Source organism: Thiobacter subterraneus, assembly GCF_055379455.1.
The window spans coordinates 339,021-353,402 of sequence record NZ_AP042402.1; the positions used below are offsets into that span (position 1 = coordinate 339,021).

Annotated in this window: 14 protein-coding genes and 1 pseudogene; 11 read left to right on the plus strand and 4 right to left on the minus strand. The window is 68.0% G+C overall.

The genetic code is table 11. The annotated features are described in order from the left end of the window. Positions 1–3 precede the first annotated feature (3 nt). From ACZ42P_RS01845 to ACZ42P_RS01885, 9 genes are all read left to right on the plus strand, one after another. Positions 4–540 (plus strand): hypothetical protein, encoded by a 537-nt coding sequence (locus ACZ42P_RS01845; RefSeq protein WP_464898406.1) that lies wholly within the window; start codon positions 4–6, stop codon positions 538–540. Positions 541–548: 8 nt separating this feature from the next. After that, positions 549–791 carry a DUF2789 domain-containing protein gene (locus tag ACZ42P_RS01850; RefSeq protein WP_464899348.1) on the plus strand — a complete coding sequence of 81 codons (243 nt, stop codon included), beginning with the start codon at positions 549–551 and terminating at the stop codon, positions 789–791. A gap of 81 nt (positions 792–872) precedes the next feature. Continuing rightward, the gene (locus tag ACZ42P_RS01855; RefSeq protein ID WP_464898407.1) at positions 873–1,184 is read left to right on the plus strand and encodes an ElaB/YgaM/YqjD family protein; all 312 of its coding nucleotides are present in this window, start codon (positions 873–875) and stop codon (positions 1,182–1,184) included. Between the two features lie 6 nt (positions 1,185–1,190). Then, entirely contained in the window at positions 1,191–1,628 is a 438-nt protein-coding gene (locus ACZ42P_RS01860) for a phage holin family protein (protein WP_464898408.1), read from the plus strand. Beyond that, positions 1,606–1,944: a YqjK family protein gene (locus tag ACZ42P_RS01865; protein ID WP_464898409.1), complete on the plus strand. Its 339-nt coding sequence runs from the start codon at positions 1,606–1,608 to the stop codon at positions 1,942–1,944. Before ACZ42P_RS01860 ends, ACZ42P_RS01865 begins: the two co-directional genes overlap by 23 nt. Before the next feature lie 76 nt (positions 1,945–2,020). Continuing rightward, positions 2,021–2,326 (plus strand): hypothetical protein, encoded by a 306-nt coding sequence (locus ACZ42P_RS01870; protein WP_464898410.1) that lies wholly within the window; start codon positions 2,021–2,023, stop codon positions 2,324–2,326. 106 nt (positions 2,327–2,432) lie between these two features. After that, a complete protein-coding gene (locus ACZ42P_RS01875; protein ID WP_464898411.1) occupies positions 2,433–3,497 on the plus strand; it encodes a TDT family transporter in 1,065 nt (354 codons plus the stop codon). A gap of 21 nt (positions 3,498–3,518) precedes the next feature. Beyond that, a complete protein-coding gene (locus tag ACZ42P_RS01880) occupies positions 3,519–6,026 on the plus strand; it encodes a cation-translocating P-type ATPase (RefSeq protein WP_464898412.1) in 2,508 nt (835 codons plus the stop codon). After that, a complete protein-coding gene (locus ACZ42P_RS01885) occupies positions 6,023–7,300 on the plus strand; it encodes a hypothetical protein (RefSeq protein WP_464898413.1) in 1,278 nt (425 codons plus the stop codon). Before ACZ42P_RS01880 ends, ACZ42P_RS01885 begins: the two co-directional genes overlap by 4 nt. 6 nt (positions 7,301–7,306) lie before the next feature. Here the strand turns inward: ACZ42P_RS01885 and speE are convergent, their stop codons facing one another. The 3 genes from speE to ACZ42P_RS01900 form a co-directional block, all read right to left on the minus strand. Next, a complete protein-coding gene (speE, locus tag ACZ42P_RS01890; protein ID WP_464898414.1) occupies positions 7,307–8,572 on the minus strand; it encodes a polyamine aminopropyltransferase in 1,266 nt (421 codons plus the stop codon). Positions 8,573–8,711: 139 nt separating this feature from the next. Then, the gene (locus ACZ42P_RS01895; protein WP_464898415.1) at positions 8,712–9,983 is read right to left on the minus strand and encodes an ABC transporter ATP-binding protein; all 1,272 of its coding nucleotides are present in this window, start codon (positions 9,981–9,983) and stop codon (positions 8,712–8,714) included. Positions 9,984–9,986: 3 nt separating this feature from the next. Further along, a complete protein-coding gene (locus ACZ42P_RS01900) occupies positions 9,987–11,702 on the minus strand; it encodes an ABC transporter permease (RefSeq protein WP_464898416.1) in 1,716 nt (571 codons plus the stop codon). A 162-nt stretch (positions 11,703–11,864) separates the two neighbouring features. Between ACZ42P_RS01900 and merT the strand changes: the two genes are divergently transcribed. Together merT and merA are read left to right on the plus strand one after the other, a co-directional pair. Beyond that, a complete protein-coding gene (gene merT, locus ACZ42P_RS01905; RefSeq protein ID WP_464898417.1) occupies positions 11,865–12,209 on the plus strand; it encodes a mercuric ion transporter MerT in 345 nt (114 codons plus the stop codon). Between the two features lie 39 nt (positions 12,210–12,248). After that, positions 12,249–13,945: pseudogene (gene merA, locus ACZ42P_RS01910) on the plus strand (mercury(II) reductase). A 14-nt stretch (positions 13,946–13,959) separates the two neighbouring features. Here the strand turns inward: merA and ACZ42P_RS01915 are convergent. Beyond that, positions 13,960–14,379 (minus strand): DsrE family protein, encoded by a 420-nt coding sequence (locus ACZ42P_RS01915; RefSeq protein ID WP_464898418.1) that lies wholly within the window; start codon positions 14,377–14,379, stop codon positions 13,960–13,962. Positions 14,380–14,382: the final 3 nt, after the last annotated feature.

Consider the following 14,382-nt stretch of genomic DNA (forward strand, 5'->3'; position numbering starts at 1 on the left):
CGCGTGAGCGACCCGTCCGAACCCGTCACCCTGCAGCGGGCCCGTCTGGAAGGCGCTCTGGACGCCCTTGCCGAGTTGCACGAGGAGCTCACCCTGCGCCGTGACGAGGCGCAGAGCGAAGCGGCCCGGGATGCCTATGACGAAGTGCTCACCGTGGTGGAAGCCCGGCAGGCCGAATATCGCCGCCGCCACGATGCCCTTCCGCCGGTGACGGGCCGTCATGCGAGTTTCATCTTCCTCCTGGACGAGACGGGTCGAGTGCATCCCCTGCCCCACACCCTGTATCTCGCCCTGGTCCGCCGGGTGGCGACTGCACCGGAATTCGCGGGGAAAATGCTGCGCGTGGCGGAATGGTACGTGCGCCTGAAGCATGATGAGCCGGAGGCGGTGGTCAACGAGCACTATGGTTTCCTTGCCTTCGACGAGGAGGGCCGCCTCGACCGGGAGCACAGCCGCCCCGCGGCGGAAGAGGCGCTGCCCACGCGGGAAGAGCGTGCCCGCATCGAGACCGTACTGTTTGCATCCAGCCGGGAGCAGTGAACATGGTCATGGAACACGGTTTCCACCCTTTCCACGAGCTGTTCGAACAACTGGGGCTGCCCAGTGATCCGGAATCCATTCGCCAGTTCATCGCCCGCCACGCGCCCCTGCCCCATGACGTGTCCCTGCCGGAAGCGCCCTTCTGGACGCCCGCCCAGGCCGCCTTTTTGCGGGAAGCCATCGAGGCCGACAGCGACTGGGCCGAGGTGGTGGACGAACTCAATGCCGCCCTGCGGGAGCCCGCCGCCTGAGGCGGGCCTTGAAAAGCCGACTGCGCGCCCCTATTCGCATGTAACTTCCGTTCCCCTTCCACCTGAAAGAAAGGTCCCATCATGGCAACCGAAGAACTCAATGCCCAGGAAAAACTCGTCGCCGACATGAAAGCCGTCATCAGCGACGCGGAAGAAGTCCTGAAAGCCACGGCCGACCAGACCGGCGAGAAAATCGCCTCCCTGCGGGCCCGCGTGCAGGAACGTCTGCAGGCCGCGCGGGCGCGTCTGGCCGCCGCCGAAGCCGTGCTGGTGGAAAAAACCCGGGCGGCCGCCCGTGCCACCGATGCCTACGTCCATGAAAATCCCTGGAAGGCGGTGGGCATCGCCGCCGGCATCGGCTTCCTGGTGGGCTTCATCCTCGGTCGTCGCTGATCGTCCATGCCGGGCACGACCGGAGGTGAAGGCCTCTTCGCCTCCCTGAAGACCCTGGCGGCCACCCTGGTCGCCATGGGCAAGACCCGTCTCGAGCTCCTCTCCACGGAAATCGCCGTGGAGAAGGCACGCTTGCTGCGCCAGCTGGTGCTGGTGCAGCTCGCCGTGTTTTTCCTGATGCTGGCCATCGTGTTCGGCGCCGGCCTGCTGGTGGTGCTGTTCGAGGCCCAGCGCGTCATCATCCTCGCCCTTCTCGGGCTCGTCTTCCTGGCGGCGGCCGGCCTGTGTGCCTGGCTTCTCGCGCGCACCACCCGGGACGCCGCCATCCCGCTGGCCGACACCCTGGCTGAACTCGAGGAGGATCTCGCCCGGCTCAGGGCTGCCAGCCACGACGGGCAGTCGCCCCGTGGCCAGTCACCCCATGACCAGTCACAGGGAAGCTGAACTCCTCGCGCGCCGCGCCATGCTGCGGGAACGCATCCGCGCCCAGCGGCAGGCCCTGGCGCATGCAGCACAGCCCCTGGCCGCAGCCTGCGCCCGCGTGGACGCGGCGCATGCATGGACCCTGGCGGTTTTTCATCGGCTACGGGAATTCCCTTTACGCCATCCCCTGGCCATCGCAGTCGGCGTCGCCCTGCTGGCCGCGCTGCGGCCCCGGCGCGTGTGGCGCTGGGGGGCCCGCCTGTTCTGGATGTGGCGCGCCAGCCGTCCGCTGCGCGCGCTGCTGGCTTCCTTCCTGCGGAAAGCGCCGGGAATGTAGTCTTTCTGTGCTATAAGAAAATGCGGGGCAGCCTCAGTCTGTTCCGTGATAGGTCAAACTACACAAGGAGTTCACCATGAGAGTCCCTCTTCTGCTTGCCACCGCCATGCTCACCCTAACCGTGTCCGGCACCACGCTGGCGCAGGGCCCACGCTATCGCTTCAACCAGAACAACACCCCGGGCTGGACCCTGATGACACCCGAGGAACGGGCAGAACATCAGAAAAAAATGCTCGCCGCCAAGACCTACGAGGAGTGCAAGCAGATCCAGGAAGAACATCACAAGATGATGGAAGCGCGCGCCAAGGAGAAGGGCGTGACCCTCAACGCGCCGCGCTACAATGCCTGCGACCGCATGAAGGCACGCGGTTTCTTCAAGTAACGGGCTTTTACGCGGCCTTCGGGTCTGCGCGATAGACTCCGTTTTTCCGTGGACGTCCGCCCGCCATCGCGGGCGGCGTTTTTTTGTGTCGAGGATCGAGCAGAACATGAACGTGTCAGCTTCCGCAGCCGGCGGTTTCCGGCGCGTGGTGCGCAACTTCGCCCCTTCCTGGTTCGCCGCCGTGATGGGCACCGGTGTGGTGTCCATGACCAATTTCCACTATGGAGACACCTTCCCCGTCCTGCGCAGCTTCGGCGGCTGGGTGCATGGCCTCAACCTGCTGCTGTTCGTGCTCCTGTTCGTCCCCTGGGCGCTGCGCTGGCTGCTGGCACGCGAGGCCGCCCTGGCCGCCCTGCGCCATCCGGTCATGGGGCAGTTCTATGCCACCTTCGGCATCGCCCTCCTGGTGCTCGCCGGCGCCTGTCTGCTCTACGGCCAGCCCTATGCCTTGGCACTCAGCCCGTGGAGCGTGGGCGTCGTCGCCAGCCTGCTATTCAGCTTCACCAGCTTCTGGCTGCAGTTCCAGGGGGAACAGACCGCCCTGGAGCATGTCACGCCCGGCATGTTCATTCCGCCCGTGGGCCTGGTGGTGGTGCCCCTGGCCGGCCAGGCCCTGCTGCCCCAGGCGCCGGAAGGCTGGCGTGAACTGATGCTGGTGATCAACGTGGCCAGCCTGGGCGCCGGCAGTTTCCTGTGGCTGGGCCTGCTCGCCCTCACGGTGCACCGTTTCATCCTGGGCAAGCGCATGCCCGGGATGCTGCTGCCCACGGTGTGGATCAACCTGGGGCCCATCGGCGTGATCAGCCTGGGCCTCGTCGGGCTGGCCCAGGCGCTGCCCCTTTCCGGCGTGCGCGAAACCTTCCCCGTGCTGGCCCTGCTGCTGTGGGGCTTCGGACTGTGGTGGTTCATCATGGCGCTGTTCATCACCCTGGCCTACTGGCTGCGGGGCGAGCTGCCCTTCTCCCTCACCTGGTGGGCCTTCACCTTTCCCCTCGGCGCCTACGCCGCGGCCAGCCACCGCCTGGGCACTCTGTTCGGGCTGGACAGTGTCTGGGGCATTGGCTTCGCAGCCTTCATCCTGCTCCTCGGCCTGTGGGCCGCGGCCTTCCTGGGCAGCCTGCGCGGTGTGTTGAGCGGCAGGCTGTTCGCCGACCCGCCGCCTGCGCCCTGAGCAAGAGGCCCCGTCTGGTTCATGACCACGCCTGATCCGGTCACCGGCCTCGCGGCGGCAGAAGCCGCCCGGCGCCTGCGCGAGGAGGGCCCAAACGCTCTCCCCGGCGAGACACGGCGCGGATGGGCTGGCCTCCTCGGCGCAACCCTTGGTGAACCGATGTTCCTGCTCCTGATTGGAGCGGGAATCCTGTATCTGGCCTTCGGCGAGCCCCAGGAAGGCCTGCTCCTGTTTGGCTTCGTGCTGCTCACCCTGGGACTGACCCTCTACCAGGAGGGACGCAGCGAACGTGCCATCGCCGCCCTGCGCGATCTATCCAGTCCGCGCGCCCTGGTGATCCGCGACGGACTGCGCCAGCGCATACCCGGACGGGAGCTGGTGCGCGGCGATCTGGTGGTGTTGAGCGAGGGCGATCGCGTCCCGGCGGACGGCTTGTTGATCGAAGGCAGCGGCCTCATGGTGGACGAATCCCTGCTCACCGGTGAGGCGGTGCCGGTGCGCAAGCTGCCTGCCTCCGCCGGCGTCCCGCCGGGACGGCCCGGCGGCGAGGACACGCCCTTCGTCTATTCCGGCACGCTGGTGGTGGCGGGCCGCGGCATTGCCTGCATCACCGCCACCGGGCCGCGCAGCGAAATGGGTCGCATCGGTTTAAGCCTCCTTGCCCTGCCGCGTGAAACCTCCCCCCTCAGGCAGCAGACCACGCGCCTGATTCGCACCCTCGCCCTGCTCGCCCTCACGGCCAGCGGCCTGTTGGCCCTGCTCTACGGCTTCACGCGCGGTGACTGGCTGGCGGCGGCCCTGGCCGGGATCGCTCTGGCCATGGCCCTGCTGCCGGAAGAGTATCCGGTGGTGCTCACCCTGTTTCCCGCCCTGGGCGCCTGGCGGCTGGCGCGCCAGAAAGTGCTCACCCGCCGCGTGAGCGCCATCGAGACCCTGGGGGCGGTGTCGGTGTTGTGCGTGGACAAGACGGGCACCCTCACCCAAAACCGCATGCAGGTCGCCGAACTGTGGACGCCCGGGGGCGGCCTCGACCTGACGCCGCATGGGGACAGCCTGCCGGAACCGTTTTATGCCCTGGTGGAATTTGCCATTCTGGCGAGCGAGGAGGATCCCTTCGATCCCATGGACCAGGCGTTCCACGCCCTGGGTGAACGGTTTCTGCAGGGCACGGCGCGCCTGCACCGGGACTGGCGCCTCGTGCACGACTACGGCCTCAACCCCCAGCTGCGCACCATGGCCCATGTCTGGCGTGCGCCCAGCGGCGAGGCGCTGGTGGTGGCGGTGAAGGGGGCGCCGGAAGCGGTGGTGGACCTGTGCCACCTGTCGCCCGAGCAGGCGCGCACGGTGGAAGCGGCAGCCCAGGCCATGGCGATGCGGGGCCGGCGCGTGCTGGCCGTGGCGGCTGCCAGTTTTGCCGGCGCAACCCTGCCCACGCTGGAGCACGACTTCGATCTGCGCTTCCTCGGCCTGCTCGGGCTCGAGGACCCGCTGCGCCCGGAAATCCCGGCTGCCGTGGCCGAATGCCAGCGGGCGGGCATCCGGGTGGTGATGATCACGGGGGATTATCCGGCCACCGCCTGCGCCGTCGCCCGCCAGGCCGGACTGCCGGCGGAAGAGGTGCTCTCCGGCGATGAGCTCGCCACCCTCGACGACCGCACGCTGTCCGAACGCCTGCGCTCGGTTTCCGTTTGTGCGCGCATTGCTCCCGAACAGAAGCTGCGACTGGTGCAGGCCTTTCGCGCCCAGGGCGCCATCGTGGCCATGACCGGCGACGGCGTGAACGACGCGCCGGCGCTCAAGGCCGCCCACGTGGGCATCGCCATGGGCAGCCGCGGTACCGACGTGGCGCGGGAGGCGGCCGCCCTGGTGCTGCTCGACGACAATTTCGCCGCCATCGTTCAGGCCATCCGCCAGGGACGGCGCATCTTCGACAACCTGCGCAAGTCCATGTCCTACATCATGGCGGTCCACGTGCCCATCGCGGGCATGGCGCTGATGCCGGTGCTCGCCGGACTGCCGCCGGTGCTCTATCCCGCCCACATCGCCTTCCTGGAACTCATCATCGATCCAGCCTGTTCGGCGGCCTTCGAGAACGAGCCCGGGGAGCCGGAGCTCATGCGCCGCCCACCACGGGAGCCCGGAGCGCTTTTATTCGGCGGCGCCTCCCTGACACGCGCCCTGGTCCAGGGGCTGGCCGTGCTGGCGGTGGCCACGGCAGCCCAGTTTTGGGCCGCGGCGCAGCTCACGCCGGAGCTGGGACGGGCCTTCGTCTTCACCCTGCTGGTGGCGGCCAATCTCGGTCTCATCTTCGCCAACCGGGGCGTGGCCATTTTCGCCCCCAACCGGGTGCTCGTCCTCGTGGTGGGAGCCACGCTGTTTCTGCTCGTGAGCGCGCTCTATCTGCCAGGCGTCGCTGCGCTGTTCCGTTTCGCAGCCCCCTCCCCCCTGCTGTTCCTCCTCGCCTGTGGGCTGGGGCTTGCCGCGGCCCTGCCCCTGGCCGTGCTCGCCCGACCGGGGAAAAAACCATGACCACGCTGCCCGTGACGGCGGAAGCCCTGAACCGCGGCTGTGGCTGCCGCACCCTGGATGCCGACCGGCTGCGCCAGCAGCTGGAGGCGGACCCCACCCTCGCCGGACTCTACCAACGCATCCAGGCAAGCCGTCCCCATCTCTTCTCCGCCACCGCGGTGTTCATCTCCTCGCGCCAGGCCCGCGCCATAGCGGAACTGGTACGCACCGTGGAGTCGGTGGTGGCCCTGCCCGCCTACCGGGAGGCGGTCCTCGCCCGCGCCCCCGCCATCGCGCGGCCCGACTTCGGCCCCCGTGGCGCGTTTCTCGGTTTCGATTTCCATCTCGGGCCGGCGGGTCCGCAGCTGATCGAAATCAATACCAATGCCGGCGGAGCCCTGCTCAACGCCGTGCTGGCGCGTGCCCAGGCCGCCTGCTGCCGGGAAATGGAATGGGCCTTCACGCCGCCAGCCGATCTGGAGCGCATCGAGGACCGTTTCGTCGCCATGTTCAGCGAGGAGTGGCAGCGCCAGCGGGGCGCGGGCGCGCCGCAGACAGTGGCCATCGTGGATGACCACCCCGCGCAGCAATATCTCCATCCGGAGTTCGCGCTGTTCGAGCGGCTGTTCCGGCGCCAGGGGTGGCAGGCTGCCATCGTGGATGCGGCGGAACTCGGCTTTGACGGCACGCGGCTTCGTCATGAAACGGCGGCCATCGATCTGGTGTACAACCGGCTCACCGATTTCCATTTCGAGGACGCGCGCCACGACGCGCTGCGCAGAGCCTATCTGGCGGGCGCGGCGGTGGTGACGCCCAATCCGCGCGCCCATGCCCTCTATGCGGACAAGCGCAACCTCGTGGGGCTGTCGGATCCCGGCTGGCTCGTGGCTTGTGGCCTGCCCCGGGAATCGGCGGAATTTCTCGCGGCCCACGTCCCGCGCACGGTGGAAGTGAATGAAAGCAACGCGGAGGAACTCTGGGCGACCCGCCGGGAATGGTTCTTCAAGCCCGCCACGGGTTATGGCAGCAAAGCGGCCTACCGCGGCGACAAGCTCACGCGCCGGGTGTGGCTGGAAATCCTTGCCGGCGGCTACGTGGCCCAGGCCATCGCCCCGCCCAGCGCGCGGCTTGCGCCGGTGGAGGAAGGCACGGCCGAGCTCAAGCTCGACGTGCGGGCCTATGCCTATGCAGGCGAAGTGCAGCTGCTCGCGGCGCGCCTGTATCGTGGGCAGACCACCAACTTCCGCACCCCCGGCGGCGGCTTCGCACCGGTATTCGTGGTGCCCGAAGGCTGAGGGGGTTCAGCCGACGGCGCGCTTCGCCTCGGGCCGCGCCGGCGCCTGGACCAGGGCGCGATAGTAATTGGGCAGCGCGAACAGCGCGTAGTGCACGTCCGCGTTGTAGTAGGACAGGTCGGGCAGCGCGGCCGCGCGCTGCTCCACCACGGCCCGCTCCACCGCCGTGGGATCGAGCGTGTCGGAAGCGAGCGCGAAACCCCAGTAGGCGCCATAGAGGGGCACATAAAGCCCGAAGCAGTGCACCTGGGGAAAAACCCGGCGCAGGCCGTGCACGATGGTGCGCACCTGTTCGCCCTCGAACACCGGCGTGCCCACGTGCAGCACCACCGCGGCGCCCGGATTCATCACCCGGCGCAGGGTCTCGAAGAACGCTTCGGTATAGAGCAGGCCGGCGGGCGTTTCCGGATCGGTGAGATCCAGCAGCACCAGGTCGAAACGGTCGCCGGTTTCCCGCACGTAGGCAAAGCCGTCGCCGATGCGCAGGGCAAGCCTGGGGTCGTCGAAAACGCCGCGGTGGATGGCGCCCAGATGCGTTTTCGCCACCTGCACCACTTCGGCATCCAGCTCCGCCAGCACCACCTGGCGCACGCTCTCGTGCTTGAGCACTTCCTCGGCGGCACCGCCATCGCCGCCGCCGATGATGAGCACCCGCTCCGGGTTGCCGTGGGCCACGGCGGCGGGATGCACCAGGGCCTCGTGATAGAAGAATTCCTCGCCTTCGGAGGTCATGAAATGACCATCGATGCGCAGGGCACGACCGAATGCGGGCGTATCCAGCACTTCGATGGTCTGATGGGGACTGCGCTTGATGAGCAGTCGCTCGCGGCTGCGAAATCCATAAACGGCATCGCCCGCCGCGTTGAGGGGCTCCAGGATGGTTTCATCCGGCGGCCGCTGTTCGCCGCCGCGTTCCAGATGATGGATCTCGCTCTTGCCGGGCTCGAAGGCCGCGACGATCTCGCGCAGCAGGGCTTCCGCCTTGCCGGAGTTGTCGGTGGTGAAGTTGCACACGTACACGTCCAGCGTGACGGCGCGCTTTTCCGGCCAGGTATGCACGGCCAGATGCGATTCGGCGAGCAGCAGCATGCCGGTCACGCCGCCGGGCTGGCCGTTGTAGGGTGGGAAGGCGTACCACTTCTCGTCCACGAGCGTGAGGCCCGCGGCGAGGGTGTGCTTGCGACACAGATCGGCAAGCTGTTTGGCGTCGGTCATCAGACCGTCGGCACACCGGCAGTCATACAGATCAGCCGTCAGATGAAGCCCTTGCATGGCTCAATCCCCCATCCAATCGGTTGCACCACCAGACCGAAGCGGCCTGGACGAAAAGCCGCTGATTATATCAGCGGCTCCCCCAGCGGGGAAAGGGTCATGACGGCCAGAATGGGGGCGGCGGACGGAAATTCCAGAGTCAGTCCGCTTCCAGATAGAGCTCGTGGCTGTCCTGGTCGTAGGCGAACAGGTCGGCGAAGCGGCCCCAGCTCACGGCGATGTCTAGCTGGGTATCGGCGTCCATGCCGAATTCCGGCCGCAGGCGCTCCAGGAAATAGTCCCGGTCCACGCGCTGGTTGTCGTCCTGTTGCAGGATCTCATAGATCCAGCGAACGAGGGGCACGCGCAGCAGGCGCCCGGCGATGATCTCCTTGCGCACGGGGATGCTGGCCTCGGCATATTCGTGTCCCAGGGGGGTGAGCATGATGTCGCCCGCCTCGACCCGGGCGAAGCCGAGACGTTCCGCCGCTTCCACCAGGGGCGCCAGGGCAGTGAAATCGGAGCCGATCAGTTGGGCCAGCCGGGGGAGGTCGGCGCGACCGTTTTCCGCGGCGATCTTTTCCACGAGGCCGGCCAGGGCGTCTAGATGCGTCGCGGGCAGCCGCCGTGGCGCGCCGCCGGTGCCGGGGGCCGGCCCCTGCACTTCCGATTCGCTGCCGGTGCGCCCGGTGACCGCCGCATAGACGCGATCCACCATGGCCTGGAAGGCGGTGTCCTTGCGGTTTCTCGGATGGCGCAGGGAGACCGCGATCTCCGTCAGCACCCGCCCTGGATCCTTGGCCATCACCACGATGCGGTCGGCGAGTTCCACCGCCTCCTCGATGTTGTGGGTGACCATCAAAATGGCCTGGGTCGGCATGGAACGCGCGAGCCACAGTTCCAACAGTTCACCGCGCAGGGATTCCGCCGAGAGCACGTCGAGCGCGGAAAAGGGCTCGTCCAGGCACAGCAGTTCGGGCTCCACCGCCAGCGCGCGGGCAAACCCCACCTTCTGGCGCATGCCCCCCGAAAGTTCGCGGGGATAGGCGGACTCGAAGCCGGACAAACCCACCAGCTCCACCAGTTCCCGGGCGCGCGCTTCCCGCCGCGCGCCGTCCACCCGGCGCGCCTTGAGCGCCACTTCCACGTTTTCCAGCACGGTGAGCCAGGGAAACAGCGCGAAGGTCTGGAACACGATGGCCGTGTGCGGATTCACGCCGTGCAGGCGCTGGCCGCGGTAGAGCACCTCGCCGTGGCTGGCCGCCGTGAGACCGGCGATGATCCGAAGCAGCGTGGACTTGCCGCAACCGGATGGCCCCACCAGACAAACCAGCTCACCTGGTTCGATGGTGAGGCTCACGTCCCGCAGGGCATGGAAGTGGCCGAAGGTTTTGCCCACGCGCTCGAGGGCGACGAGAGGGTTGGCAGTCATGCTTTATTCCAGACGGTAACGGGCCTCGGCCAGACGGTAGAGGCGCAGCCAGAACAGACGGTTGGCCAGCACCACCGCGAGCACCATGACCAGGGTAGCGGCAGCGAGCAGCGGGAAATCGCCCTGCTCGGTGGCGCGGGCGATCACCGCGCCGATGCCCACCGTGGCATGGGTGGTGCCTGCGAATTCCACGTATTCGGCCACGATGCTGGCATTCCAGGCACCCCCCACCGCGGTGATGGCACCGGTGATGGTGTAGGGAAACAGGGCCGGCAGGTAGAGCGTGCGCCAGCGGGCCCAGCCGGTGAGCCCGAGCAGTTCCGTGGTGTCGCGCAGCTCGCGGGGAATGGCAGAGGCCCCGGCGATCACGTTGAACAGTAGATACCACTGGCTGCCCAGCAGCATGAGCAGCACGGCGGAGACATCGAGCCCGCCCGGCAGGTGCAGGAAGGCGAGCAACACGATGGGAAAGAGCGCCGTGGCCGGCACCGAGGCCGCGACCTGCGCCACCGGCTGCAGCACGGCGGCCAGGCGCGGGCGCGTGCCGATGGCCACCCCCACGGGCAGCGTCCAGGCAAGCGCGATGAGGAGCGCCGCCGTCACGCGCAGGAAGGTGGTCAGCAACCCCAGCCCAATGTCCGCCCAGGCCGTGGCGGACAGTGCTGTGAGCAGTTCCAGGAGGCGCAGCAGGCCATAGGCGAGGCCGCCTGCGAAGGCGAACCAGAGCAGGCGCTGGCGCCAGGCGCGGCGCCCGTGCCGGCCTTCGAGGTGAATGGGTGCATCGGGGTCCTGCCAACGGCAGTCGAGCCGCGCCAGCAACGGCGCCCACACCCGTTTTACGAAGCGCGCCACCAGCACGGAATGGGACAGGGCATCGTACACCCAGGAGGTGGCGGAGCGCTCGCCCTCCACGGCCTGCAGCTTGAAGCGCTCGGCCCAGGCAAGCAGCGGCCGCCAAACGAGCTGATCGAGCGCGACGATCAATCCAATCAGCGTGGCAACACCGAGCAGCAGGGCGTGCACGTCGCCTGCGTGGGCCGCGGTCTGCAGGTAGCTGCCCAGTCCGGGCAGGCGGTAGTCGCGGCTGCCTACGGTGAACATTTCCGCGGCCATGAGAAAAAACCAGCCGCCCGCCCAGCTCATGATGCTGTTCCAGATCAGCCCCACGGCCGCGAAGGGCAACTCCACGTACTTGAAGCGAAACCAGCGCCCGAAGCGGAACACCGCCGCCGCCTCCAGCAGTTCGCGCGGCACGGTGCGCGCGGACTGATACGTGCTGAAGGCCAGATGCCAGGCCTGGGAAGTGAAGATGAGCACGATGGAGGCCAGCTCCACCGCCACACCGGTGGGCAGCACCACGGTGAGGGACAGCAGCACCACCGGCAGAAAGGACAGGATGGGCACACTCTGCAATACATCGAGCAGGGGCAAAAGCACCCGCTCCGCGCGCCGGTCGTGGGCTGCGTAGAGGCCGTAGCTCAGGGCAAACGCCAGGGAGAGCGCGTAGGCCGCCAGCATGCGCAGAAGCGACAGCGCGGCATACCAGGGCAGGGCCGCGGCCGACAGGGAAATGTCCGGCCCCTTGACCACGGCCGGCGCGTGGAAGGCAAGCTGCGCCCCGAGCCAGATGACCGCCGCGATGGCCGCCAGCACCAGGGCATCGCCCCAGGTGAGGGGCGGCCGGGCAGCAAGCATGAGACCGAAGTCGGGGCGGCGCATGGGTGTCGGGGCAAGAGGGAGGCGGCATGGTACCCCGCAGCGGGCCCAGTCTGCCACCGCCGGCCGGCCGGGGTGGCGCCGCAGCGCAGCCGGCACCCCGCTTGACTCCGTACCGCGGTACAGGGTCTAGCCTGTGACCCGTCTGGTCATCAGGAGTCCGTTATGTCCTCCAACCCGAAACTGCCTCTGGTCGGGGGCGTCATTGCCGCCATCGCCGCCTCACTCTGCTGCCTCGGCCCCCTGGTGCTGGTGCTGCTCGGCGTGGGCGGCGCGTGGGTGGCCAATCTCGCCGTGCTGGAACCCTTCCGACCCTATTTTCTCGCCGCGGCGGTGATCGCCCTCTGGTTCGCCTGGAGGAAGCTCTACTGCAAGCCCGCGGCCTGCACGCCCGGCTCCCTTTGCGCCCGCCCCACCACGGACCGTCTCTACAAGATCCTGTTCTGGCTGGTGGGGGCGCTGGTGCTGCTGGCCTTCCTCTTTCCCTATCTCGCCCCCCTCTTCTATTGATCAGGAGTCACCATGCTGAAAAAGCTCGTTTCCGTCTGTCTGCTCGCCCTCGGTCTCACCGGCCTCGCCCACGCTGCCACCCGCACCGTGACCCTGTCCGTGCCCGGCATGTATTGCGAGGTGTGCCCCATCACCGTGAGGAAGGCTCTGGAAAAGGTTCCCGGCGTGAGCAAGGTCAGCGTCTCCTTCGAGAAGAAGGAAGCCGTGGTGACCTTCGATGATGCAAAAACCAGTGTCAAAGCCCTTGAGGACGCGACCTTCGAAGCGGGCTACGAATCGAAGGTGAAGGACGGTCCCCGATGAGTACTGCCTGCCACTGCGAGATTCCCCCGTCCGCCAGCCGGCCGCTGTCCGTCGCCATCATCGGCAGCGGCTCGGCGGCCTTCGCCGCCGCCATTCGCGCGGCGGAGGCAGGCGCGGAGGTGACGGTGATCGAGGCGGCCACGGTCGGCGGCACCTGCGTCAACGTCGGCTGCGTGCCCTCGAAGATCCTGATCCGCGCGGCCCATGTGGCCCACCTTGCGGCGCGGCATCCTTTCGCGGGGCTTGAGCGGCATGCGCCGGCGCTGGACCGCAGGGCGCTGCTGGCGCAGCAGCAGGCGCGGCTGGCGGAACTGCGTCACGCCAAGTACGAAAGCATTCTGGAAACCAACCCCGGCATCCACCTGCTGCGCGGCTTCGCTTTCTTCGCGGATGCGAAGACCCTGGTGGTGCGCCACGCCGACGGAACGGAAAGGCGCCTGACCCCCGATCGCATCCTCATCGCCACCGGCCGCGCGCCGCAGATCCCCGACCTGCCCGGTCTGGCCGGCACACCCTTCTGGACGTCCACCGAGGCGCTGGTCGCCGAGGACACGCCGGACCATCTGATCGTGTATGGCGGCTCGGTGGTGGCGTTGGAACTGGCGCAGGCCTATCTGCGCCTGGGCTCGAAGGTCACGCTCGTCGCGCGCGGCGCGCTGCTGTCGAAGGAAGACCCGGCCCTCGGCGCAGGACTCAAGGCGGCGCTGGAGGAAGAAGGCATGCGGGTGCTGACGGGTATCGCACTGGAAAGCGTGCGCTTCGATGGCAAGGCGTTCGAGCTGGAAACCAGTGCGGGCACCCTGCGTGGCGACAAGCTGCTCATCGCCACCGGCCGCAAGCCCAACACCGCGGGCCTGGCGCTGGAGCGCGCCGGCGTGGCCGTGGATGCCAGCGGCGCCATCGTCGTGGACGATCACCTGCGCACCTCGGTGCCGCATATCTATGCGGCCGGCGACTGCACCCACTTGCCGCAATTCGTGTACGTGGCGGCCGCAGCCGGCACCCGCGCGGCCATCAACATGACCGGCGGCGACGCGGCGCTGGATCTTTCCGTGGTGCCCGCGGTGGTATTCACCGATCCCCAGGTGGCCACGGTGGGGCTTACCGAAGCGCAGGCAAAAAAACTCGGCATGGAAACCGACAGCCGCACCCTGACGCTGGACAACGTGCCCCGGGCGCTGGCCAACTTCGACACCCGCGGCTTCATCAAGCTGGTGGCGGACAAACCCAGCGGACGCCTGCTGGGCGCGCAGGTGCTGGCGGCGGAAGGCGGCGAGATCATCCAGACCGCCGCGCTGGCCATCCGCAACCGCATGAGCGTGGCCGATCTGGCGGGGCAATTGTTCCCCTACCTCACCATGGTGGAAGGGCTGAAGCTGTGCGCGCAGACTTTCACCAAGGACGTGAAGCAGCTGTCCTGCTGCGCGGGATAGCGCCGCCCTGGCGCTCAGGGGCGCCAGTAGCGGTAGCCCTGCATTTGCAGGCGGATCACCTCCGGCGCGCCCGCCGGCACGAATTCCACCTCCAGCGGAAAATCGGCGTCGGTGTAGCCGTGCCCCCGCATGCTGATGCGGCAGGCCTTGAAGCGCACGCCCTGGCGCGCCAGCGCGGCAAGCAGGGTCGCCGTGTCATTGTTGTCGGCCAGCAGCGAGGCAATGCCACCCTCGTAGGCAACGACCTCGATCTTCACCTTTTTCGGGCCGATGTCTTCCAGCACCTTGGCGATCTGCAGAAATGCGCGCCGCTGGGCATCCGAGTCGCCCACGGTCATCTGCATGACGAAGGGCACCGGCTTTGGCTCGGCCGCCTCGGCGCTGATGGCCCATAGCCCGAGCATCAAAAGCCACGCATGCAATGCAAGTCTCATGCA